The sequence below is a fragment of the Amycolatopsis tucumanensis genome (genome assembly GCF_021654135.1).
Classification (GTDB): domain Bacteria; phylum Actinomycetota; class Actinomycetes; order Mycobacteriales; family Pseudonocardiaceae; genus Amycolatopsis_E; species Amycolatopsis_E tucumanensis.
On the sequence record NZ_JAKGSD010000001.1, the window covers coordinates 244,187 to 266,084 of the forward strand.

22 protein-coding genes are annotated in these 21,898 nt (G+C 74.3%); 10 read left to right on the plus strand and 12 right to left on the minus strand.

Going from position 1 to position 21,898, the window contains the following annotated elements:
* Positions 1-291: 291 nt before the first annotated feature.
* Entirely contained in the window at positions 292-966 is a 675-nt protein-coding gene (locus tag L2C96_RS01275) for a response regulator (protein ID WP_237334768.1), read from the minus strand.
* A 186-nt stretch (positions 967-1,152) separates the two neighbouring features.
* Here L2C96_RS01275 and L2C96_RS01280 point away from each other — a divergent pair, with 186 nt between their 5' ends.
* On the plus strand, positions 1,153-1,977 hold the full coding sequence (locus tag L2C96_RS01280) for a class I SAM-dependent methyltransferase (RefSeq protein WP_020418054.1): 825 nt from the start codon (positions 1,153-1,155) through the stop codon (positions 1,975-1,977).
* A gap of 3 nt (positions 1,978-1,980) precedes the next feature.
* On the opposite strand, the gene L2C96_RS01285 is transcribed toward L2C96_RS01280, so the two are convergent.
* The gene (locus tag L2C96_RS01285; RefSeq protein WP_020418053.1) at positions 1,981-2,511 is read right to left on the minus strand and encodes a TetR family transcriptional regulator; all 531 of its coding nucleotides are present in this window, start codon (positions 2,509-2,511) and stop codon (positions 1,981-1,983) included.
* Positions 2,512-2,600: 89 nt separating this feature from the next.
* Between L2C96_RS01285 and L2C96_RS01290 the strand changes: the two genes are divergently transcribed.
* On the plus strand, positions 2,601-4,121 hold the full coding sequence (locus L2C96_RS01290; protein ID WP_039791460.1) for an MFS transporter: 1,521 nt from the start codon (positions 2,601-2,603) through the stop codon (positions 4,119-4,121).
* Here L2C96_RS01290 and L2C96_RS01295 read toward each other — a convergent pair.
* Both L2C96_RS01295 and L2C96_RS01300 read right to left on the minus strand, forming a co-directional pair.
* Positions 4,060-5,370: a hypothetical protein gene (locus L2C96_RS01295; protein ID WP_237334769.1), complete on the minus strand. Its 1,311-nt coding sequence runs from the start codon at positions 5,368-5,370 to the stop codon at positions 4,060-4,062. The two genes, L2C96_RS01290 and L2C96_RS01295, sit on opposite strands and share 62 nt — an antisense overlap.
* A 39-nt stretch (positions 5,371-5,409) precedes the next feature.
* The gene (locus tag L2C96_RS01300) at positions 5,410-6,129 is read right to left on the minus strand and encodes an SDR family NAD(P)-dependent oxidoreductase (RefSeq protein ID WP_237334770.1); all 720 of its coding nucleotides are present in this window, start codon (positions 6,127-6,129) and stop codon (positions 5,410-5,412) included.
* 55 nt (positions 6,130-6,184) lie between these two features.
* On the opposite strand from L2C96_RS01300, the gene L2C96_RS01305 reads away from it, so the two are divergent.
* Positions 6,185-6,727, plus strand: a complete 543-nt coding sequence (locus tag L2C96_RS01305) for a MarR family winged helix-turn-helix transcriptional regulator (protein ID WP_237334771.1) — start codon at positions 6,185-6,187, stop codon at positions 6,725-6,727.
* Here the strand turns inward: L2C96_RS01305 and L2C96_RS01310 are convergent.
* Positions 6,675-8,084, minus strand: coding sequence for an MFS transporter (locus L2C96_RS01310; protein ID WP_237334772.1), 1,410 nt, complete (start codon positions 8,082-8,084; stop codon positions 6,675-6,677). The genes L2C96_RS01305 and L2C96_RS01310 overlap by 53 nt on opposite strands.
* A 93-nt stretch (positions 8,085-8,177) precedes the next feature.
* On the opposite strand from L2C96_RS01310, the gene L2C96_RS01315 reads away from it, so the two are divergent.
* Complete coding sequence (locus L2C96_RS01315; RefSeq protein WP_027935866.1) at positions 8,178-8,837, plus strand: TetR/AcrR family transcriptional regulator; 660 nt, start codon at positions 8,178-8,180, stop codon at positions 8,835-8,837.
* A gap of 13 nt (positions 8,838-8,850) precedes the next feature.
* Here the strand turns inward: L2C96_RS01315 and L2C96_RS01320 are convergent, their stop codons facing one another.
* Positions 8,851-9,180 carry a hypothetical protein gene (locus L2C96_RS01320; RefSeq protein WP_237334773.1) on the minus strand — a complete coding sequence of 110 codons (330 nt, stop codon included), beginning with the start codon at positions 9,178-9,180 and terminating at the stop codon, positions 8,851-8,853.
* A 369-nt stretch (positions 9,181-9,549) separates the two neighbouring features.
* Between L2C96_RS01320 and L2C96_RS01325 the strand changes: the two genes are divergently transcribed.
* The gene (locus tag L2C96_RS01325; RefSeq protein ID WP_237334774.1) at positions 9,550-11,178 is read left to right on the plus strand and encodes a DEAD/DEAH box helicase; all 1,629 of its coding nucleotides are present in this window, start codon (positions 9,550-9,552) and stop codon (positions 11,176-11,178) included.
* Positions 11,179-11,384: 206 nt separating this feature from the next.
* Here L2C96_RS01325 and L2C96_RS01330 read toward each other — a convergent pair whose 3' ends face one another.
* The 5 genes from L2C96_RS01330 to L2C96_RS01350 form a co-directional block, all read right to left on the minus strand.
* Positions 11,385-11,903, minus strand: a complete 519-nt coding sequence (locus L2C96_RS01330) for a gamma carbonic anhydrase family protein (RefSeq protein WP_237334775.1) — start codon at positions 11,901-11,903, stop codon at positions 11,385-11,387.
* A gap of 29 nt (positions 11,904-11,932) precedes the next feature.
* Positions 11,933-13,216 (minus strand): SLC13 family permease, encoded by a 1,284-nt coding sequence (locus L2C96_RS01335; RefSeq protein WP_237334776.1) that lies wholly within the window; start codon positions 13,214-13,216, stop codon positions 11,933-11,935.
* 80 nt (positions 13,217-13,296) lie between these two features.
* Positions 13,297-14,154, minus strand: a complete 858-nt coding sequence (locus tag L2C96_RS01340) for a hydroxymethylglutaryl-CoA lyase (RefSeq protein ID WP_237334777.1) — start codon at positions 14,152-14,154, stop codon at positions 13,297-13,299.
* A 1-nt stretch (position 14,155) separates the two neighbouring features.
* On the minus strand, positions 14,156-15,367 hold the full coding sequence (locus L2C96_RS01345) for a CaiB/BaiF CoA transferase family protein (protein WP_237334778.1): 1,212 nt from the start codon (positions 15,365-15,367) through the stop codon (positions 14,156-14,158).
* 94 nt (positions 15,368-15,461) lie between these two features.
* A complete protein-coding gene (locus L2C96_RS01350) occupies positions 15,462-16,109 on the minus strand; it encodes an IclR family transcriptional regulator (RefSeq protein ID WP_237334779.1) in 648 nt (215 codons plus the stop codon).
* A 155-nt stretch (positions 16,110-16,264) separates the two neighbouring features.
* Here L2C96_RS01350 and L2C96_RS01355 point away from each other — a divergent pair, with 155 nt between their 5' ends.
* Genes L2C96_RS01355 through L2C96_RS01370 form a run of 4 tightly spaced genes read left to right on the plus strand, consistent with a single transcriptional unit; the run spans position 16,265 to position 19,182 of the window.
* Positions 16,265-17,236 (plus strand): thiamine pyrophosphate-dependent enzyme, encoded by a 972-nt coding sequence (locus L2C96_RS01355; protein WP_237334780.1) that lies wholly within the window; start codon positions 16,265-16,267, stop codon positions 17,234-17,236.
* The gene (locus L2C96_RS01360; RefSeq protein ID WP_237334781.1) at positions 17,229-18,218 is read left to right on the plus strand and encodes an alpha-ketoacid dehydrogenase subunit beta; all 990 of its coding nucleotides are present in this window, start codon (positions 17,229-17,231) and stop codon (positions 18,216-18,218) included. The genes L2C96_RS01355 and L2C96_RS01360 overlap by 8 nt, the downstream gene beginning before the upstream one ends.
* The gene (locus L2C96_RS01365; protein ID WP_020418037.1) at positions 18,211-18,528 is read left to right on the plus strand and encodes a biotin/lipoyl-containing protein; all 318 of its coding nucleotides are present in this window, start codon (positions 18,211-18,213) and stop codon (positions 18,526-18,528) included. Before L2C96_RS01360 ends, L2C96_RS01365 begins: the two co-directional genes overlap by 8 nt.
* Positions 18,529-18,531: 3 nt before the next feature.
* The gene (locus tag L2C96_RS01370; RefSeq protein ID WP_237334782.1) at positions 18,532-19,182 is read left to right on the plus strand and encodes an alpha/beta fold hydrolase; all 651 of its coding nucleotides are present in this window, start codon (positions 18,532-18,534) and stop codon (positions 19,180-19,182) included.
* Here L2C96_RS01370 and L2C96_RS01375 read toward each other — a convergent pair.
* Entirely contained in the window at positions 19,142-20,548 is a 1,407-nt protein-coding gene (locus L2C96_RS01375) for an MFS transporter (protein ID WP_237335121.1), read from the minus strand. The genes L2C96_RS01370 and L2C96_RS01375 overlap by 41 nt on opposite strands.
* Positions 20,549-20,671: 123 nt before the next feature.
* Between L2C96_RS01375 and L2C96_RS01380 the strand changes: the two genes are divergently transcribed.
* Positions 20,672-21,586 (plus strand): LysR family transcriptional regulator, encoded by a 915-nt coding sequence (locus tag L2C96_RS01380; RefSeq protein ID WP_237334783.1) that lies wholly within the window; start codon positions 20,672-20,674, stop codon positions 21,584-21,586.
* Positions 21,587-21,898: the final 312 nt, after the last annotated feature.

Genomic DNA, 21,898 nt, shown 5'->3' on the forward strand with positions numbered 1-21,898 from the left:
GCGAGCGTCGCCAGCGGGGCGGGCGGCGGTGACGGCGTCGACAAGGAGGGGCAGCACGGCGAGGGCGGCGGGTTCGGGGTGACCGCCAGGCCGACCGGCGCCTACGTCATCAAGGACGGCACGCTGCGGTGGGAGCCGGCCATCGACGTCAACCGGCTGGTCGGTGTCGTCGGCGCGGTCGTGGTGGCCGTGTTGCTCTTCAGCTCGCGCATCGCGAAGGTGCACGCCCGCCGGGCCATCGCGCGGGCCGCCGCGGTGCCCGCGCCCTGACCGCAGTTCGGCGTGGTGCCGTCAGCGCACCACGGGCGTCCGGGGCCGGGGCGCGTCCGCGTGCTCCCGGTTCTGGAGCCTGGCCGCGAGGACCGCGGCCTGGGTGCGGCGTTCCAGCCCGAGCTTGGCCAGCAGCCGGGAGACGTAGTTCTTGATGGTCTTCTCGGCGAGGAACATCCGCTGGGCGATCTGGGCGTTGGTGAGCCCTTCGCCGATGAGGTCGAGCAGGGTGCGCTCCCGGGCGGTGAGCCCGGCCAGCGGCCCGTCGCCGGCGGCGTTCGCGCGCAGTTTCGCCATCAGGGTCGAGGCGGCACGCGTGTCGAGCAGGGAGCGGCCGGACCCGACCTCGCGCACGGCCGAAACCAGGTGCAGCCCGGCGATGTCCTTGATGGCGTAGCCGCCCGCGCCGGCGAGGATGGCGTTGAGCATGGCCTCCTCGTCGGTGTAGGAGGTCAGGATGAGGACGTTGAGCTCGGGGATCCGGGACCGCAGTTCACGGCACAGCTCGATGCCGTTGCCGTCGGGCAGGCGCACGTCGAGCACCGCGACGTCGGGCTGGAGCGCCTGGATCCGGGCCATGGCCTGCGCGGCGGTGGCCGCCTCGCCGACGACCTCCAGCCCCGGGTCGGTGCCGAGCAGCTCGGCGACGCCACGGCGGACGACCTCGTGGTCGTCGACCAGGAACACGGTGATCACGGCAGGACCCTTTCGCAGGTGACCTCCTCAACCTAGAGCCCACCGGACGCCGGGCGGCGCGGCGGAAGTCACCTCCGGCAGGGACCAAGGTCACTTTCGGGATTCACCACCCGCCCCGGCGCGTTCCCGGCAGTTGTTAACGGGTCGTTTTCCCCGGTCTGCCCGCAGCGCCGCCAGACTGGGCGGATGAGCACCGGAACCGGCTACGTGCTGGGGCACCACGATCCCGAGGTCGAGCGGCTCCTGCTGCAGGGGCGCCTCTACCGCGGCCACACCGAGCACGCCTTGCGCCAGGCCGGGCTCGAACCCGGCATGCGCGTCCTCGACGTCGGCTGCGGCCCGGGCGACGTGTCGATCGCCGCGGCGCACCTGGTCGGGCCGGCGGGATCGGTGACCGGTGTCGACGCGCAGGCCTCGATCCTCGACCTCGCGGCGTTGCGGGCCGCCGAGGCCGGGCTGTCGAACGTCACGTTCCGCCACGCCGCGGTCGAGGAGCTCGACGCGCCCCGGCCGTTCGACGCGGTCATCGGCCGCCTGATCCTCATGCACCTGCCGGACCCGGTCGCCGCGCTGCGCCGGCTGGTGGGACTGGTCCGGCCGGGCGGCCTGGTGTCCTTCCAGGACTTCGAGGTCAGCGGCGCCCGCAGCGCCCCGGCGGTCCCGCTGTTCGAGCGGGTGCGGGACGTCATCGTGCAGGCGTTCCGGGGTGCGGGCGCGACCACCGAGACGGGCACCGCGCTGCCGGGGATCTTCCACGCGGCTGGCCTGCCCATGCCCGCCTTGACGATGGGCGCGTGCCTCGGCCCACTGTCCGATCCGGACATCCTGGGCTTCGTGATGGGCGTGTGGCGCGCCTTGTCGCCGGTGGCCGTCCAACTCGGACTGGACGTCGGCGACCTCGCCGACCTCGACCGCCTGCCCGCCCGGCTGGTCGCCGAGGCGGCGGAAGCGGGCGCGATCGCGATCCTGCCGCCGCTGGTCAGCGCCTGGGCGCGGGTGCCTGCCGGCTGAGCCTCAGGACAGGCCGAGCCGGCGCAGGGCCTCCGGCAGCCGGTCGAGCAACGGTTGCGGCGGCTGCCCGCCGAGGGTGGCGCGCAGGTACAGCCCGTCGCCCAGCAGTCCCACGATCTCGGCGGTGAGCGGATCGTCCACGTGCCCGGCCAGCAGCTCCGCCCACAGCCGGCCGCACTCGTTCATCGCTTCGGTGACCTTCGGCTCGCTGCCCAACAGCCGCAGCGCGGCGATCGAGGCGCGGTGCGCCGGCTTGGTCATGTCCGCGTCGGTCACCGAGGAGAGCAGGTAGTAGCGCACCACGCCTTCGGGAGCCGTGCGCGCGTACTCGACGTCCGCGGCCGTCAGCCGCAGCAGCCGGTCGAGGAGGCCGTCGAGCAGGGCTTCCTTCGACCCGAAGTGGTAGAGCAGCCCGCCCTTGGACACCTTCGCGCGCGCGGCGACGGCGTCGAGGGTGACCGCGGCCGAGCCGCTCTCGATGAGGATGTCCTGGTAGGCGTCGAGGATCTGTTCCCGCGCGGAGGGGCGTCCCATGGCCCTTGACTATACCGTCCGGACGGTTTAGTTTCGATTCTGGGGCAAACTGTACCGTCCAGACTGTTCAGAAAAGGATCGTGATCGTGATGGCCGGGGGACGCCGGGACTGGGCCGCACTGGGTGTGCTGGTCCTGCCCGTGCTGCTGATCAGCGTCGACATGACCGTGCTCGGTTTCGCGCTGCCGTACCTCAGCGAGGACCTCGGCCCGACCGGCGCCCAGCAGCTGTGGATCGTCGACATCTACTCGTTCGTGCTCGGCGGGCTGCTGGTGCTCATGGGCACGCTGGGGGACCGGATAGGGCGGCGCAAGCTGCTGCTGTCCGGCGCCGTCGCGTTCGGCGTCGCGTCCGTGGCCGCGGCGTTCGCGACCAGCCCGGGCATGCTCATCGCGGCGCGGGCGCTGCTCGGCGTCGGCGGGGCGACCCTGATGCCCTCGACGCTGGCGCTGATCCGCTCCATCTTCACCGACCCGGCGCGGCGCCGGACCGCGATCGCGGTGTGGGGCGCCGGGTTCTCCGGCGGGATGGCGCTCGGCCCGGTGCTGGGCGGCTGGCTGCTGGAGCACTTCTGGTGGGGCTCGGTGTTCCTGATCAACGTGCCGGTGATGGTGGTGCTGCTCGTCGCGGGGCCGCTCCTGCTGCCGGAGGCGCGCGACCCGCGACCGGGCCGCTTCGACCCGCTGTCCGCCGTGCTGTCGCTGGCCGCGGTGCTGCCCGTGGTGTACGGCATCAAGCGGTTCGCCGAGCACGGCGCCGATCCGCTCGCGGCCGTGAGCGTGCTGATCGGCGCGGCGTTCGCGGTGGTGTTCGTGCGGCGTCAGCGCGCGCTGCCGGACCCGATGCTGGACCTGGCGCTGTTCCGGGACCGCCGGTTCAGCGCGTCGGTGCTGACCAACATGCTCGGCGTGTTCGCGCTCGTCGGGTTGCTGTTCCTGGTGCCGCAATACCTCCAGCTGGTGCTGGGGCTGCGGCCGATGACGGCGGCGCTGTGGCTGCTGCCGACGACGGTGGCCGGGATCGCGGGCTCGTTCGCCGCCGCCCGGCTCGCCCGGCGCGTTCCGGTCCCGCGGCTGATCGCCGGCGGGCTGCTGGCCGCGGCGGCGGGGTTCGCGGCGCTGGTCGCACTGGGAGTCCATGGTGGACTGGCGATCCTGGTGGCCGGGATGTCGCTGGTCGGGTTCGGGGTGGCGCTGTCCGAGACGCTCACCAACGACCTGATCATCACCGCGGCGCCGCCGTCCCGGGCCGGCGCGGCGTCGGCGATCTCGGAGACCGGGTTCGAGCTGGGCGGCGCGCTCGGCACGGCGGTGCTGGGCAGCATCGCGGCGGCGGCCTACCGGGCCGGCGTGCCGGGCGACGCGGGGGAGACGGCGCGCGAAACCCTCGGCGGCGCGGTCGCCACGGCCGCCGGGCTGCCGCCCGCGCAGGCCGAGGCCCTGCTGGCCGCGGCCAGGGCGGCGTTCGTGCACGGCCTGCAGGTGAGCGCCGTGGCCGGGGCCGCGCTGCTCGCCTACACCGGGGTGCAGGCGCTGGTCCTGCTGCGGTCTAGAGGAACAGGCGCAGCACCCGCGCACGAGCCTCGCCGAGCAGTGGCTCCGCGCGGCTGACGAGGTCACGCAGTTCGGCGGCCCGCTCGCCGCGCGGGGCGGTGTAGGTGGTCGCGGATCCGTGGGCGAACCAGTTGCTCAGGTCGGTGCGAGCGGTTTCCCGGAGCGGCTCGTCCGGGCCCAGCAGCAGGCGCAGGTCGAGAGCGAGACGGGTCCAGGTGTCGCGAGCGGACAGCAACTGGAACGCGTTGCGCCTGCGGTGCGCTGGCTGGCCGGGATCGAGCATGCCGTGCAACGCCGCCTCGTCGATCTCGGCGGCGCACCCGCGCAGCGCGAGCACCACCTGCCGGGCGACGCGCGGGGACGGGTCGGACAGCAACGGCGCCAGGCGGGCGGCCGGGACCACTCGCAGCCGCCGCAACGCACGGACGGTTTCGGCGCGCACCTTGGGCCGGGGATCCGCGAGCAGCGGCAGGAGCAGCGCCCCGTCGGCTTCGGTTCCGGTCTCGCCGAGGCCCGCGACCGCACCCGGGCTCGCCGCCGCGGCCACCAGCTCGCGATAGTGCGGCGCCGGGTCCTCGCCCGCGCGGCGCAGGACGAACTGAGCGTACGCGCGGACCAGCGAAGCGGGGTCGGCCAGTGCCGGCCGCGCGTCGGCGGGGTCGCGGATCGCCTGAGCGCGCAGGGCGGCCGTGCCGCTGCCGCGGAGCAGGCGCAGCACCTCGGGGTCGGTGCTGCCGGCCAGGGCCTGCGCGCAGGTGAGCCGGATCTTCAGGTCCGCGTCCCGCAGTCCGGCCGTCAGCTCGCCGACGTCGGCGCGCCCCGAGGCGTAGACGGCCCGGCGGGTGAGCACGTCGGGGGAGGCGAGCGCGGCCGAGCGGACTTCGGGCGTCCGCAGCATGCCTTCGAGCGTCACGGCCAGCCACTCGCCCTGCACGCGTGGCCGCAGCAGGCACGCGAACGGGAACAGGTCCACCGCGGTCATCGGATCCCGGAAGAGGTGGCGCAGGCACTCCCGCCGGGCGCGCTCGCGCACCTGCGGCACCCAGTCCGCCGCGCGGATCGCGAGCACCGGCAGGGCGATCCGCTCGTCGAGGCGCGTCAGCGCGGCTTCACGGAGGCGGCCGTCCCGGCCGAGCGCCCGTGCCAGGACGCCGCGATGCCCCTGCGGGTGGCGCCGCGCGCCGTCGTCGACGGCGAGCCACAGGCGCGGGCTCGCCCCCGCCATCGCCGCGACCTCGGCGTCGGCGTCCCGCGCGGCACGCACCGCCGCGAGTCGCTCCGCCACCTCGTCCTGGTTGATCCGCACCCGGCGATCGTCGCGGGTGCGGGCCCGTCAGCCAACCGGTTATCGCGTGGTGTGGGCTCCGCCGTTGACGTGCAGGGTCTGTCCGGTGATGTGGCGGGCGCCCTCGGAGGCCAGGAAGAACGTCGTCGCGGCGACGTCGTCCGGGTGGCCCGCCCGGCCGTTGTGCGTGGCGGCGATCAGCGCGCTGCGCCGGTCCTCGCTGAGTTTTCCGTGGAAGAAACCGGTTTCCGCGATGTAGCCGGGCGCGATCAGGTTGGCCGTCACGCCCTTCGGCCCGACCTCCGACGACAGCCCGGCCGTCCACGCCGCCAGCGCCGCCTTCGCCGCGCCGTAGGAGGACGCCGCGTACTCCGCGCCGATCGAGCCGATGTTGATGATCGAACCGCCCGGGCGCAGCCGGTCCCGCATCGCAGTCGTGGTGAGCACGGCGCTGAGCAGGTTGGCGTCCAGGTTCGCCCGCCACGCGCGCAGCACCTCGCCGAGGCCCTCGCCGGCGGGCGCGGTGAGGTCGGTGTTGCCGCCGGCCATGTTGACCAGCACGTCCAGCTCCGGCCCGAGCTCCTCGGCCGTCCGCGCCACCTGCTCCGGATCGGTGGCGTCGCAGGTGATGGCCCGCGCGCCGATCTCGGCCGCGGCGGCGGCGAGCCGTTCGCCGTTGCGGCCGGTGACGACCACGGTGTCCCCGGCCGCGCGGAACCGGGCGGCGACCGCCCTGCCGATGCCGTTCCCGCCGCCGGTGACCAGCACGATCCGACCCACTGAGCATCTCCTCTCTGCTATGTTTAGCTCTAAACGTAGCGGAGGGAGGCAGGCCGTGTCGAACGACCCCGGCGCCGACGGCTACCCGATGGCGTCGATCCTGCGGTGGCCCGCGCACGACATCGCCGAGTCGTGGCGGCGCGAGCTGCCCGGCGTGCGCACGGAGTCCATCGAGATCATCACGCCGGTGTGGCGGGTGGCGAAACTCCTCGCCGACGACCGGCGGCGCACCCTGGCCGGACTCGGCGTCGATCCGTCCACACTGGACCTGCTGAGCGTGATCCGCCGGGCGGGGCCGCCGTACGAGCTGACCACCCGCGAGATCACCCGGCGCACGCTGGTCACTCCCGGCGCGGTGTCCCAGCGCGTGGCCCGCGCCGAACGGGCCGGGCTCGTCGAACGGGCCCCTTCGTCGGCGTCGCGCCGCGCGGTCGCCGTCCGGCTCACCGACGCCGGGCACCACCTCGTCGAGACGACCGTGCGCCGGCTGCTCGAACACGAGGCGGATCTGGTCGGCGGGCTCACCCCGGACGAACGCCAAGCCCTCACCGGCCTGCTCGCCCGGCTGGAGCGGACCCTCGCGCCGGAACCAGGGTGAGCGCGATCAGCACGGCGACGGTCAGGAGCGCGGCGCCCAGCGCGAGGCCGAACGCGTACCCGTCAACGGCACTGCCGGCCGTGCCGGATCTGCTGTGCGCGGCGGTGCCGAGTGCGGCGAGCCCGAGTGACGCCCCGATCTGGCGTGAGCTGGTGAGCAGACCGGAGGCCGTGCCCGCCTCGCCCGGCGCGACGCCGCCCGTGGCCACCGACACCACCGGCCCGAGGCACAGTCCGAAGCCGACACTGGTCACGATCGACGGCCCGAGGACGTCGGCCAGGAACGACCCGTCGGCGCTCAGGAAGCCGAACCAGGCGAACCCCGCCGCGGTCAGCACCCCGCCGCCGATCATCAGCGTGCGCGGGGCGAACCGGTGGCCGAGCTTGACGGCCACCACCGACCCGGCGACCACCCCGAGCGCGAACGGCAGGAACTGGACGCCCGCCAGTGCGGGCCCGGTTCCGAGCACCTGCTGCAGGTAGAGCGACACGAAGTAGAACGCCGACGCCATCGCCGCGCCGAGGAGCAGGTTGTAGAGGTTCGCCCCGGCGACCGCCCGGTCGGCCAGCAAGCCCAGGCGCACCAGCGGATCGCGCGCGGTCGTCCGTTCGATGTGGACGAACGCGGCCAGCAGCGCGACGGCGATCGCCAGCGTGGCGAGCGTGACCGGCGAGGCCCACCCGTGCTGGTCGGTGCGCACGACGCCGAACACGAGCGTGGTCATGCCCGCGGTGGCCAGGACGGCGCCCAGCACGTCCGGCCTGCCGGTGCGGACCGGCTTGTCGGCGGCGACGCCGCGTCGCGCCAGCACGGCCGCGACGGCGGCCATCGGCGCGCTGACGAACATCACCCACCGCCAGCCCGCGTACTCGGTCAGGACGCCGCCGATGAGCACGCCCAGGGCGCCTCCGGCGGCGTTCATCGCGCTCCACACGCCGAAGGCGCGCACCCGCTCCGGTCCGGCGGGGAAGGTCGCGGTCAGCAGCGCCAGTGCGGCCGGGGCGGCCGCCGCCGCGCCGATGCCCTGCGCGGCGCGTGCCGCGACCAGCTGTCCGGGGTCCTGCGCGAAACCACCGGCCAGGGAGGCGATCCCGAACATGGCCAGCCCGGCCAGCAGGACCCGCCTGCGGCCGTGCCGGTCGGCGAGCTTGCCGCCGAGCAGGAGCAGCCCGCCGAAGGTGAGCGCGTAGGCGTGGATCACCCAGGTCAGGCCGACCGCGGTGAACCCGAGCGCCGCCGCGATCCGCGGCAGCCCGACGTTGACCACCGACAGGTCCAGCGACACCGTGAACTGCACGACGGCCACCGCGGCGAGGGTGAGCCCCGCGCGCACAGCAGGCGGCTCCGTTGTGGTCATGCCTCGCTCCTCCCGAGTTTTCGAACGTGTTCCGAAAGTAGCACCGGCGGGGTCCGGCTGTCGAACGCGGAGGAGGGCAGCATGATGGGAGCCGTGCCCCGACCCGATGCAGCGCGCGCCCGGACCGGGCGGCCGCCGGTGACGTCCCGCGACGAGATCCTGGCGGCCGCGCGGCGGCTCATCGACCGCGACGGCTGGGAGAAGCTGAGCGTCCGCAAGCTGGCCGCGGAGCTGGGGATCGGGCCGACGACCCTGTACCACCACGTGCGGGACAAGGCGGACCTGCTGGTGCAGCTGCTCAACACCTACACCGGGCAGCTCGAGCGGCCGCGGTTGCCGGACGACCCGCGGGAGCGGATCGTCGTCGCGGCCACGGTGATGCACGAGGCTCTCGCGGCGTGGCCGTGGGCCGCGGAGGTCGTGACCGTCGACGGGTTCGTCGGCCTGCTCGACGAACCGGCGCTGTGGATGGTCGAAACCATCGTGGGCGGCGCCGTCGACAGCGGGTGCACCCACGCGCAGGCCGTCGGCGTCTTCCGCGACATCTGGTACTACACGGCGGGCGAGGTGCTCGTCCGCGCCCGCTCCGCACGCCGGGACGAACGCCCCCAGCGCGACGCCGCCTTCCGCTTCGACCCGGCGGAGACGCCGCATCTGGCGGCGATCGGGGACCGCTGGCCGGAGCTGGCGGCACGCGACACCTACGCCGACGGCCTGCGCGCGCTCGTCGGCGGACTGCTCGACCGGCGGTGACGAGAAGAGGCGCTCAGCCCCGTTCCTCCTGGATGGTCGTGTAGCGGTTGGGCAGGACCATGCAGTAGAGGCTGCCGGTTTCGTTGGTCAGGCAGTACACCGGTTGCGTCGCGTCGGAGTTGCCCGCCTCGCGCTGCTCGCCGACCTTCTGGATGCTGATGTGCCGCGGGTCGGCAGGCGCCGGAACGGGGGCCTTGTCCCACGGGTGCCAGGCCAGCAGCCCGCCGCCGAGGCCGGCGACGAGGATCGCGGTGGCCAGCAGGCCGTGCCGGGACCGGGATTCCGTGGCGGCCGGGCGCGGCTCCTGCGGCTGCTGCGGCGCGGGGTTGTTCGGGTGCGACATGGCGAACAGTCAACATCATCGCGTCGGTGGCCCGAAGGCGGCCGGGGCCGGCGCGGAACCGGCCCCGCCGCGCCGAACAGGCCGTCGGAGCCGGGCAGGTCCCCGACGCCGAACAGTTGTAGAGCAGCAGCTGCGGCGCGCGGCCGCCCTGGCGACGGTGGGTGAGCCCCGGCGATCGTGCGCCGGAACCGCAGGTGCCGGATCAGGGCGGGATCGAATCACGTCCGGTCGGCCGGTGCCGTGGTCTACACTGGTGATCGCGGCCCGCACAGTTCTGCCTCGGGCCGCGTTTCGTTGTCGGCCACCACGTGCCGCGACCGTGCCGGTCCGCGCCGGGCAGGACGACCCCCGACGTTCGGAGCTTTCCCCGTGACTTCTTCCCCCGCGCCCTCTTCTTCCGGGTCCACCTTCGCCGCGCTCGGCGTGCCCCCGGTGCTCGTCGCCGCGCTGGCCGAGCGGGGCATCGAGGCGCCGTTCCCGATCCAGGCGGCGACCCTGCCGCACTCGCTGGCCGGCCGGGACGTGCTCGGCCGGGGCCGCACCGGCTCCGGCAAGACCTACGCGTTCGCGCTCCCGGTCCTGACCCGGCTCGCCGCGAGCCGCACGCCGCGCGGGCCGGGCCGGCCCCGTGCGCTGATCCTCGCGCCGACCCGCGAACTCGCCACCCAGATCGACGCGGCGCTGGCGCCGCTGGCCGAGGCGTTGTCCCTGCGCACGATGACCGTGTTCGGCGGGGTCGGCGCGGCGCCGCAGATCGCCGGGTTGCGCGCGGGGGTGGACGTGCTGGTCGCGTGCCCCGGCCGGCTCGCCGACCACCTCGCGAGCGGGCACGCGCACCTCGACGCCGTCGAGATCACCGTCCTCGACGAGGCCGACCACATGGCCGACCTCGGGTTCCTGCCGCAGGTGAAGCGGCTGCTGGACCGCACGCCGCGCGACGGCCAGCGGCTGCTGTTCTCGGCCACCCTGGACGCCGGGGTCGACGTGCTGGTGAAGCGGTTCCTCACCGACCCGGTCACCCACAGCGTCGACTCCGCGCGCTCCCCGGTGGCGACGATGGAGCACCACGTGCTGCACGTCGAGCCGGACACGCGGCTGGACGTGCTGGTGGACCTGGCGGCCGCGCCGGGCAGGACGGTCGTGTTCACCCGCACCAAGCACCGGGCGAAGGCGCTGACGCGCAAGCTCGTCGCGGCGGGCGTGCCCGCGGTGGAGCTGCACGGCAACCTCGGGCAGACCGCGCGGACCCGCAACCTGGCCGCGTTCTCCGACGGCAGCGCGACCACGCTGGTGGCCACGGACATCGCCGCCCGCGGCATCCACGTGGACGACGTGGCGCGGGTCATCCACGCCGACCCGCCGGTCGAGCACAAGGCCTACCTGCACCGGTCCGGCCGCACCGCCCGCGCCGGCGCGGCGGGCGTGGTGATCACCCTGATGACCGACGACCAGATCTCGGACGTCCGAGACCTGACCAGGAAGGCCGGGATCAGCCCGGTGACGACCCGGCTGGCGCCCGGGCACGAGCTGCTGAGCGAGCTCGCGCCGGGCGACCGGGTGTTCCGCAAGCCCCCGGTTCGCAGCGGCGCGGGCGCGGCCGGGGGTGGTGGCGAGGTTTCGCGGGACCGCGGCGCGGGTGCGGCTGCGCGCCGGTCCGGCGGCGCCCGGCGGAAGCCGGGTGGGGACGTGCGTGAGCAGCCGGGCCGCGAGGCGCGGCAGAACTCGCGCGGCGAGGGCCGCCAGGAGTCGGGCCGTGGTGCGGGCAGGTCTGGCGGTGCCGGCCGGCGGGAGCCGGATGCGCGGCAGGAGTCGGGCCGTGGTGCGGGCAGGTCCGGTGGCGCTGGTCGGCGGGGATCCGGCCGTGGCGCGGGGGCGGCCGCGCACAGGTCCGGCGGTAGCGCCCGGCAAGAACCGGGAACGCGGCAGCAGCCGGGTGGAGCCGCGGCCTTCTCCGCGGGCGCCCGCACCGGCCGCCGCCGGGGTGGCTCCTCTCGCTGATCGCGCCAGACGCGCCGTGTCCAGCGCGGATCAGCGCTGGATGACAGCCGCACCGAGCGCCCGCCGGGCCGGGCTCCGCCCGGCGCGACCCGTGCCGGTGAGCCCCGCCGGGCGTGGATTCGGTTCGCGCCCGGGGACATGCGCCGGGCGCGACTCGTGCTGGCCGCCGAACGCGCCAGGGCCCGAATCCCGGCCCACGCCGGACGTCAGCCGCGCCGTGCGCGGGCGTGGACCTGAGCCAATTCCCGGTAGTTCTCGGCGTTCGCGCGCGTCGCGGCCTGCTCCTCGGCGGTGAGCGGGCGCCGGACCTTCGCCGGGATTCCCGCGACCAGTGAGCCGGGCGGGATGTCCGCGCCCTCCAGCACCACCGCGCCCGCCGCGACGAGGCTGCCCGCTCCGATCCTCGCGCCGTTGAGCACCACCGCGCCCATCCCGATCAGGCAGTCGTCCTCGATGGTGCAGCCGTGCAGGACCGCGCGGTGCCCGACGCTCACCCCCGAGCCGATCGTGACGGGGAACCCGGGGTCGGCGTGCACGATCGTGCCGTCCTGGATGTTGCTGCCCGCCCCGACGGTGATCGCGTCCAGGTCCGCCCGCAGCACGGCCGTGTACCAGACCCCGGCGCCCGCGGCGACGGTGACCGCGCCGGCGACCACCGCGCCCGGCGCGATCCACGCGCCCGCGTCGACGGACGGCTGTTCGCCGTCCACAGCGAGATGTTCCATGGTGTCCTTTCCAGATGTCTACAGTGGATTCACAACGCGGACGGCAGGATCGCCGCCGTCCAGGCGAGCAGGGGCGCGCCCACGACGACGAGCGCGCTGTAGGCGAGCATGCGGCGCTGGAAGACGCGCTTGTCCGGGACCTGGGCCTGCGCGAGCACGATGATCCCGTTGGTGGAGAACGGGCTCACGTCGACGACGGTGGAGCAGAAGCCGAGTGCGACGACGAACCCGGCCGCGCCGAGCTGCCCGAGGTCGAGCAACGGCACGGCCAGCGGGAGCGCGATCCCGAGGGTGCCGATGGAGGAACCGAACGCGGACACGATCGCCACGGCGAAGCACAGCAGGAGTGCGGCCAGCACCGGCGACCCGAGTGCCGCGGCCGCCTCGCCGAGCATCGCCAGGGTGCCGTTCTCCTTCAGCACCGCCATGTAGGACAGCATCCCGCACACCAGCAGCACGGCCGGCCAGGCGACCTCGTCGGCCGACGGCTTGTGCCGGTCCGGGGCGGACAGCAGCAGGACGGCGGCGATGACGAACGCCGCGACCCCGACGTCGATCCCGAACGCCCCGGTGACCAGCAGCGCGAGCATGCCGGTCAGGGTGATCACCCGCAGCGGGGTGACCCGCGCTTCGGTGACCACGGCGGCCCGGGTCCGCGTGAGCGTGCCGGTGGACCCGCCACCGGAGGCGGGCTGTGCCGGTCCCGTCACGTCCTCGTCGCCGCGGAACAGGTCACGCCCGAGAACCGCGAACAGCACCGCGGCGATGAGCACGTTGAGCCCGAACGGGACGGCGAACAGCAGCAGCGGGCTGACGTCCAGGCCGGCGTCGTCCACCATGCCGGTGGTGAACGCGCCGTACACGGTGATGGGGGAGAAGGCGGCCGACAACGCGCCGTGGCTGAGCATCATGCCCATCAGCAGCGGGTTGATCCGGTAGCGGGCGGCGATCGGCATCGCGATGGGCGCGAGCATGCCGACCGCGAGCACCGACCCCAGCGACATGAGCACGGCGGCGAGCGCGAACATCAGCCACACCACCGCCCACCGCCGCCCGCGCACCAGCTTGAGCGAGGCGGCGACGACGAGGTCGATCGTGCCGTTGACCTTCGCCACCCCGAACAGCAGCGTGATGCCGACGACGAGGACGAACGTGTCGCCGGGGAAGTACCCGGTGACGTCGTCGACGGAGATGCCGGAGATCGCGCCGACGACGAACGCGGCGACGAACGCGAGGATCCCCATGTTGACGGGCAGGACCGTGGCGAGGGTGAACACCGCCACGAGGACGAGGAGTGAAACGAACTGGACCATTGCGACCTGTTCCGGTCACGCACGCCCGCGGGGGCGGGCCACGTCACCATCGACGAGGGACCAGGGGGACGACGCGGCCGTCAGGCCGGTGCGGGTGCGCGGCGCAGCGCCTCCCGCACGGTGGCGACCGCGGTGGAAAGCACGTCTTCGTCGATCCCGGTGGGGATTCCGCGGGCGTGCAGGTGAGCCACGAGATCCTCGGTGGCGATGTTGCCGTGGGCGCCGGGCGCGAACGGGCAGCCGCCGTAGCCGCCCGCGGCGCTGTCGAAGCGGGTCACGCCCGCCTCGATCGCGGCGTCCACTGTGCTCAGAGCCTGACCGTGCGCGTTGTGCAGGTGCAAGGAGAGTTCGATGTCGGGCAGGGCGTCGCGGACCCGCGCGAGCGAGGTCATGACCTGGTCGGGCGTGGCGGTGCCCAGCGTGTCGGCCAGACCGATGCGGCGGATGCCCATCACGGCGAACCGCCTGGCGACCGCGACCAGCCGGTCCGGGGCGACCGCGCCGTCGAACGGGCACACGAAAGCGGTCGAAATGCCGGCCCGGAAAGCGGTTCCCGGGTGTTCGGCCACGGCGCGAGCCAGGTCGTCCAGCGCGGCGTCGCTGTCCCGGCCGGCGTTGGCGCGGCTGTGCCCGCTGCTGGCGGAGGCGACGACCAGCACGTCGCGGGCGCCCGCGGCGACGGCGCGGCGCACGCCGCGGGCGTTGAGCGCGAGGAAGGTGTAGCGCACGGAATCCTGGTGCGGCAGTGCGGCCACCAGGTCTTCCGCTCCGGCCATCTGCGGCACCTTGGCGGGGTTGACGAACGATCCGGCTTCCAGGTGCCGCAGGCCTGCGGCGACGAGCGCCTCCGCGATCGCGACCCGGTCGGCCACCGGCACCACGGCCGGCTCGTCCTGCAGGCCGTCGCGCAGCACCACGTCGGTGATGGTCACGCTCACCTCAGATCACCTTCCGCTCGCGGTAGCCGGACAGGCGCTCGGCGCCGATGCCGAGCAGTCCACCGAGCACGGCCTCGGTGTGCTCGCCCAATTCCGGACCCGCCCACCGGACGTCGCCGGGGGCGCCGGGCAGGCGCGGCACCACGCCCGGGAAGCGGATCTCCTCCGGCTCGTCCTCGACCACGACCTTGAGGGGGCGCAGCATGTCCCGCGCGCGGTAGTGCTCGTCCGCGGCGATGGCCCGCGCGTCGTACACCGGCCCCGCGGGCACCCCGGCGTCGTTGAGGATCCGCACCGCCTCCGGCGCGGTGTGCGCGGAGGTCCACGTGGTGATGGCGGCGTCGAGTTCGTCTTCCCGGGCGGAGCGGGCGTCGCCGTCGGCGAGCGCCGGGTCCTCGGCCAGGTCCCGGCGGCCGACCGCGGTCATCAGGCGGCCGAACGCGCCGCTGGAGTTGCCCGCGATCATGACCGACTGCCCGTCGGCCGTGGGGTAGACGCCACTGGGCACCACACCGGGCAGGTTCCCCGCGGTGCGCTCGCGCACCACGCCGTAGGCGTCGTAGTCCGGGATCAGCGACTCCATCATCATGAACACCGACTCGTAGAGTGCGACGTCGGCGACGCGGGGGCCGTCGTGGGGGACACCGCGTGCCTTGCCCAGCAACAACATCAGCGCGCCGACGACGCCGTAGAGCCCGGCGGCGGCGTCGGCGATCGGTGCGGCAGGCCGCACCGGGGGACGGTCGGGGTGCCCGGTGACCTGCCGCAGCCCGCCGAAGGCTTCGGCGACGCCGCCGAACCCGGCGCGGTCGCGGTAGGGGCCGGTCTGCCCGTAGCCGGAGATGCGGACGACCACCAGGTCCGGGTTCACCGCGGTGAGGTCGGCCGGCCCGAGGCCCCAGCGTTCCAGCGTGCCGGGGCGGAAGTTCTCGACCACCACGTCGCACTGCCGCACCAGGTCCAGGACGAGCGCGCGGCCCTCGTCCTGCTTGAGGTCCAGCGTGACCGACTTCTTGTTGCGGGCGATGGTCCGGAACAGCATCGACGTGCTGCCCCGGGTGCGGCGCCAGCCGCGCAGCTCGTCGCCGACGCCGGGCCGTTCGACCTTGATCACCTCGGCGCCGAAGTCGGCGAAGACGCGGGTGGCGAAGGGGGCGGCGATGAAGTTGCCGAGTTCGAGCACGCGGATGCCGGTCAGGGGAGCGTCGGCCACAACGCCTCCGTTCTCAAATAATGACTAACGATGTCATTTATCGAGAAGGACCATAAGCCGCGAGAGCCCGGCGCCACAAGACCGGTGCCCAACTTCAGCGGTGGCGCAACGCCCTTTCCAGCGTTTCCGCGGCCGCGACCACGAGATCGCCGTACTGCGCGCCCGGCCCGTCGCCGGACACCCGGAACACCGGGGCGGCCAGGCAGACCGCCGCGACCACGTCGCCGCGGTAGCGCACGGGCGCGCTCACCGAACACAGGCCGGGGGTCCGTTCGGACACGCTCTCCACCCAGCCCCGGCCGGCGCCGGTGAGCGCCAGAGCCGCCGATCCCTTGTCCGACAACGGCAGCACCGTGCCCACGGGCACGGCGGCGCGCAGCTCGTGGGGCGACTCCTCGCTGGCCACGCACAGCCGGTCCTCGCCGCGCAGCACCCACACCTGGGCCGTCTCGCCGGTCTCGGCGCGCAGCCCGGTGAGCACCGGCGTCGCGGCGGCCGTCAGCGCGGACGAGGCGAACCGGGGGCCGATGTGGTGGCGGCCGTCGTCGTCGCGGTGCAGCAGGCCGTGCTTGACCATGGCGGACACCAGCCGGTGGGCGGTCGGCACCGACAGCCCCAGCGCGCGGGCGATCTCGCTGGCCCCCATCGGGTTCGCCTCGACCGCGTCCAGGATCGCGACCACCCGGTCCAGCACACCTACCCCGGTCGACACCGTCTCGCGCCGCTGCTCGTCGTCCGCCACGCCGACACGGTAGCGCCGCCGGTGCGCGGCCGTCGCGGCGGCTCGCTGGACAAAGTGACCAGTGAAAGGGGCGAAACGCCGGGCAGAACGCGCACAATGATCAGCGCCGGGGGCGACACTTGCGCAGCTTAGGCGCCGCCCCGCACGCTTCGGCCATGCACGAAGCTGATCTCCCCGCGCTCCACCGCCTGATGGTCGTGGCGCGCCGGCTCGACGAAGAGGCCATCGCGCTGCAGCGCCAGGGCGTGTTCCCCGCCTACGCGCCGGCCAAGGGCCAGGAGGCCGCTCAGGTCGGCAGCGCCGCCGCGCTCGACCTGGCCCGCGACTTCGCCTTCCCGTGCTACCGGGAGCTCGGCGTCGCGGTGGCGATGGGCGTCGACCTCGTCGGCTACCTCGCGACCCACCTCAACGTCTGGCACGGCGGGCTCTACGACCCGAAGGCCTCCCGGCTGGCGCCGTTCAACGCCGTCGTCGGCGGTCCCGTCACCCACGCGATCGGCTGGGCGATGGGCGCGAAGCTCGACGGCACCGGCGGCGCGGCGATCACCTACTTCGGCGACGGCGCCAGCTCGCAGGGCGACGTGCACGAGGCGATGAACTTCGCCGGCGTCTACCGGCTGCCGGTGGTCTTCTTCTGCCAGAACAACGGCTGGGCGATCTCGGTGCCGACCGCGGAGCAGGTGGCGGGCGGCTCGGTCGCGGCCCGCGCCGCCGGGTACGGCATCGAGGGCGTGCGCGTCGACGGCAACGACGTGGTGGCGGTGTTCGAGGCGACTCGCGCCGCGCTGGACCGCGCGCGCGACGGCGGCGGACCGACCGTGATCGAGGCGATGACCTACCGGCTGGGTCCGCACTCCACTTCGGACGATCCCGGCCGCTACCGCACGCTGGAGGACGAGCGCGCGTGGCTCGACCGCGACCCGCTGACCCGCGCGGCCGCGCAGCTGTCCGCCGACGAGGTCGCCGCCGCCGAGGAGCACGCCGCCACGGTGGTGAGCGGTGTCCGCGACGGCCTGCTGGCGCTGAACCCACCGCCCGCCGAGGAGCTGTTCTCGTTCGTCTACCGCGAGCCCACGACGGCCCTGCTGGAGCAGCAGCGGGTGTGGAAGGAGTCCCTCGATGCCTGAGTTCTCGTTGCAGCAGGCGCTGAACCTCGCCCTGCGCCACGCGTGCGAGGACGACGACCGGGTGCTGATCTTCGGCGAGGACGTCGGCACGCTCGGCGGGGTGTTCCGGGTGACCGACGGGCTGCGCGACAAGTTCGGCGAGCACCGCGTGTTCGACACCCCGCTCGCCGAGTCCGCGATCATGGGCATGGCGGTCGGGCTGGCCGTCGCCGGGTGGCGGCCGGTGCCGGAGATCCAGTTCGACGGCTTCAGCTACCCCGCGATCGACCAGATCGTCAACCAGGTCGCGCGCATGCACTACCGCAGCCGTGGCGTGCTGAACATGCCGATCACGTTGCGGCTGCCCAGCTTCGGCGGGATCAAGGCGCCCGAGCACCACGGCGAAAGCCTGGAAGCGCTGTTCGCGCACGTGCCCGGCCTCAAGGTCGTCGCGCCGGCCACCCCGCGCGAGGGCTACCACCTGCTGCGGCAGGCGATCGCCGATCCCGACCCGGTGATCTTCCTCGAGCCCAAGTCCCGGTACTGGCACCGCGAGACGTTCGACCCCACCGAGCCGGCCGAGATGCCGCCGCCCGGCACCAGCCGCATCGCCCGCCCCGGCAAGCACGGCACCCTGGTCGCGTGGGGCGCGATGGTCGCCCGCTGCCTGCAGGCCGCCGAACTGGCCGCCGAGGACGGGGTCGAGCTGGAGGTCGTCGACCTGCGCTGGCTCAAGCCGATCGACGCCGACGGGCTCGCGCGGTCGGTGGCCCGCACCCGCCGCGCGGTCGTCGTGCACGAGGCGCCGCTGACCGCCGGGCTCGGCGCCGAGGTGTCCGCGCTGATCACCGAACGCTGCTTCGCCAACCTGCGCGCGCCCGTGCAGCGGGTCGCCGGGTTCGACGTGCCCTACCCGTCCGGCGCGCTGGAGGACGAGTACCTGCCCAGCGCCGACCGCATCCTGACCGCCGTGCAGACCACCCTGGAGTACCGCCGTGGCTGAAGTGACCTTCCCCCTGCCCGACCTCGGCGAGGGCCTGATCAGCGCCCGCGTGCTGGAGTGGCTCGTCGCCGAGGGCGACTGGGTCGAGCGCAACGCGCCGCTGGTCGAACTGGAGACCACCAAGTCCGCCGTGGAGATCCCCTCGCCCCAGTCCGGCCGCGTCACCCGGCTGCACGTCGGCGAGGACGAGGAACTCGCGGTCGGCGCGCCGCTGGTCACCTTCACCGTGGAGGACGCCGGGATCGTCGGCACCGTCCCGGAGGAGCGCAAGCCGCAGCGGCGGGTCCGCCTGACCCTGCCGGAGGACTGAGGCGTGTTCGCCACCGCCGCCGACGGCACCAAGATCTGGTTCGACCACGCGCCCGGGCCGCGGCCGGTGCTGCTGATCCACGGCTTCGCCTCGGACAGCGCCCGCACCTGGGAGCAGACCGGCTGGTTGCGGGCGCTGGACGGGCTCGGGCACGTGGCCGTGGACCTGCGCGGGCACGGGCAGAGCGGCAAGCCCGCCTCCGGGTATTCGCCCGGCGGCCTGGCACGGGACGTGCTCGCCGCGCTCGACGAGGCCGGGTTGTCCACTGTGGACGTGGTGACGTACTCGATGGGCGGTCTGGTCGGGTGGGAGCTGGCGCGGCTCGCCCCGGGACGGGTCGGCCGGATGGCGCTCGGCGGCATCGGCGGCCGCCCCGTCGCCCGCGAGTCGATGGAGCGCGTGCGGGAAGCGCTGTCCGGCGGCGATCTGGACGCCTGCGTCGACGGGATCGCCGGTCACCGCCTCGACGGCCCGCCGCCGGTGCCCGTGTTGTTCGCCGCGGGCGAGCAGGACGAGGTCGCCGCGGACGCGCCGGATTTCGCGGCGTCGCTCGGCGCGCCGTTCGTGTCGCTCGGACGGCGCACCCACTTCAACGCGGTGTCCAGCCGCAGGTTCAAGGACGCGGCGCTCGCGTTCCTCGCCCCCGCAGGATGACCAGCGCCCCGAGGACGAGCACGGCGGCGCCGATCACCCGCAGTCCCGTGTCCGCGCCCGACACGAACGCCGGGATCACCTCGTCGGCCGGGGCGCGGGTGAGCGCCTCGGCGACGGTGTGGGCGCTGCGGGCGTCCTCGGGGAGCGCGGCGGTGAACCGCGCCGTGAGCACGGTGCCGATGACGGCGACGCCGAGCGCGCTGCCGAACTCCCGGGTGGTGGCCTGCAGCCCGGTCGCGACCCCGGCCTGCGCGGCGGGCAGCGAGCCGGCGATCACCCCGGACAGTGTCGGCAGCACGAGCGTCACGCCGATCCCGGTCACGACGAGCCAGGCCGCGTAGACGGCGTACGGGGTGGCGGTGTCGCTCGTGGACAGTCCGAGGAGGCCGGCGCCGACGAAGCCGAACGCGAGCGCGGTCACGGCGGTGAGGCCGATCCGCGCCGTCAGGCGGCCGACGTGCCGCGCGCCGAGGATGATCGGGACCGTCAGCGGGATGATCCCGAGGCCGGTCCACAGCACGCCGAAGCCCTTGGCGTACTGGAGGAACGACGCGTTGACGTAGAACAACGCGAACATGCCGAAGAAGATCGCCGTCATGCCGAGGCACGCGCTGCGCAGGCCGGCGATCCGGAACAGCCTGGGATCCAGCAGCGGGTGCCGGACCTTGAGCTCGACGACGGCCCACACCGCGAACAACACGGCCGAGCAGGCGAACCCGCCGATGACCAGAGGGCTGCCCCAGCCGGCCTCCGGGCCCTGCACGATGCCCAGCAGCAGCGCCACCGACGCGGCGACCAGCAGGACCGCGCCCGGCACGTCGAGACGGCGGTCGTGGCGCGCCGACACCGGCGCGATGCGAGCCACGAGCGCGGCCAGGACCAGCGCGATCGGCGCCGCGGCGGCGAACAGCCAGCGCCACGACCCGCCGGTGAGGATCGCGCCGCCGCCCGCGTTGCCGATCACCCCGCCGATGCCGGTCATGGACGCCCACGTGGCGATGACCGGGCCCTTCCGGTCGGCAGGGACGGCGTGCAGCAGCACGGCGAGGGTGTTGGGCAGCACGGCGGCCGCGCCGATCCCGGTGACCGCGCGCCCGGCGAGCAGGAGCGGGATGCCCGGCGCGACGGCGGAGATCAGCGCGCCTGCCGCGAACAGGGCCAGGCCGGTGAGCAGCACGCCCTTGCGGCCGAAGCGGTCGCCCGCCGCGCCGCCGGGGATCACCAGGCAGGCGAAGAAGACGACGTAGGTGTCGACGATCCAGACCAGCGCCGACGCGGACGGCCGCAGGGCGCTCGCGGCCAGCATGGGCACGGCCAGGTTGATCGCGGCGACCATGCCGACGACGAGCACGACGCACGCGCACATGACGGTGAGCAGACTCCGGTGCGAGACCCGGGTGAGAACTTGTGACATGACACGGACGCTAGGGATTCCTTCGACCTGCCTGCCACGCAACTTTGACAAGGGAACTTTGCGTACGATGCAACTGTGGCCGAGCACCTCGATCTGAACCTGCTGCGCGTGTTCGACGCGCTGCTGCGGGAGGGCAGCGTGACGGCGGCGGCCGAGCGGCTGCACCTGTCCATCCCGGCGACCAGCCGCGCGCTGGGCAGGCTGCGGCGGGCGATGGACGACCCGATCCTGGTGCGCGCGGGCCGCGGGATGGCGCCGACGCCGTTCGCGTTGCGCACCGCGCCGCGGGTGCGGTCGCTGCTGGAGGAGGCGTCGGCGCTGATCAGCGCCGACCGCGAGGTGCGGCCGGCGGAGCTGGAGCGGACCTTCACGATCCGCATCAACGACGGGGTGGCGGCGACACTGGCAGCGGCCGCGGTGGAGGCCGCGTCCGCGGTCGCGCCCGGGGTGACGCTGCGGTTCGTCGCGGAGGGCAGCGAGAGCGCCGAGGCCCTGCGCGACGGCTCGGTGGACCTGGACATCGGGGTCGGGGAGGCGACGGCGCCGGACATCCGCACGGCCGTGCTGTATCGCGAACGGCTGGTCGGCATCGTGCGGGCGGACAGCCCGCTGGGGCGGCACCGCCGTCCGACGCTGGCGCAGCTGTGCCGGCATCCGCACGTGTCGGCGTCCCGCCGCGGCCGGGCGCGCGGCCCCCTCGACGAGGCGCTCGACGCCGCCGGGCTGCAGCGGCACGTCGCGGCGGTGGTGCCGACCTTCGCGGTGGCCGCGCTGCTGGTCTCGTCGAGCGGCTACGTCGGGCTCGTGCCGCAGCGGTTGGCCGCCCAGTACGGCTCGGTGCTGGGCCTGCGGTGGTTCCCGGTCGCGGCGGAGCTGCCGGAGCTGGAGGTCCACCTGCAGTGGCACGCGCGCCTGGACGCGGACCCCGCGCACCGCTGGCTCCGCGCCACGATCGGGGACGCGGTGGGCGGGACGCCGGCACCGGGTTGATGGTCGACGCGGGCGAAGCGGCAGGTTCGGCTTTCGCGAACGGAAATTTCGCATCCGGGCGGTCACCGGCGGGTCAGCCGGACCACCGGGTACTCGCGGTCGCTCTTGCGCTGGTACTTGCCGTACCTCGGCTGCGCGGCGACGATGCGCGGCCGGCCCGGTCACGGTCGGCGCCGTCGAGCCGCTGCGGTTTCACCGGTACCCGGTCCTGGCCGGACAGCTCGATCGCCGCGCGGTCCGGGTGCGCCGTCAGGTTCGCAGTCCGGGTTCCGGTCGCCTCCGCCGGAGGCGACGAGCAGCCAGTCGGCGGTG